The organism is Ruegeria sp. AP12 (assembly GCF_056540025.1).
This window is the reverse complement of record NZ_JBQFVZ010000191.1, coordinates 1-741: the sequence shown is the minus strand read 5'-3', so window position 1 is coordinate 741 and position 741 is coordinate 1. Positions and strand designations below refer to the sequence as shown.

At 59.4% G+C, this 741-nt stretch carries 1 protein-coding gene; it reads right to left on the bottom strand.

The genetic code is table 11. The features are described from left to right. Window positions 1-97: 97 nt before the first annotated feature. On the bottom strand, window positions 98-741 hold a 644-nt coding region (locus ACR0E6_RS22190; RefSeq protein ID WP_480587436.1), incomplete at its 5' end, for a phenylacetate--CoA ligase family protein.

Sequence of the window (741 nt, the reverse complement as noted above, 5' to 3'; positions counted from 1 at the left end):
GCGAGGGCGTCCTCTTTCTCGACTAAAACGCTAGGAAACGCCAGTGCCCAGAGCAACAAATCTAGCAACAAATCTGCGGCATCAAACGCCGCAGATATCAGTCATAGACGCGCTGATCCTCGATCACCAGGCCATCCTTGGGCAAGGACCCGGGGGCCACAACCTCGATCGCGCCTTTCAGCTTCAGCACTTCGGCCACGGATTTCGCATAAGCCATGTCATCGCCACCAGCACTCTCGATCTGGACGGTCATTGTATCCATCTCACCCTGACGGGCTGCGATCACGCGAGCTTTGACGATCTCGGCATGTTTGTCGACTAGCGCCGCCACCTGCTCGGGCCGGACGAACATGCCCTTGATTTTGGTGGTCTGATCGGCACGCCCCATCCATCCCATGATCCGAGCGTTCGTACGACCGCAAGGCGACTGACCCGGCATTATGGCCGACAGGTCGCCGGTCGCAAACCGGATCAGCGGGTAATCCGGGTTGAGAGAGGTCACCACGACCTCACCAACCTCACCGGGCGCAACCGGAGTGCCGGTGCCGGGAGTGACAATTTCGACGATGACATGTTCGTCCAGAATCATCCCCTCCATCGCGGCGCTCTCATAGGCGATATTGCCCAGATCGGCCGTGGCATAACATTGCAGACAGGCAATGCCGCGATCCGCGTATTCCTGCCGCAACGAGGGGAACAGCGCGCCCCCACCCACAGCGGCTTTTGAGAAACTCAGCGCAA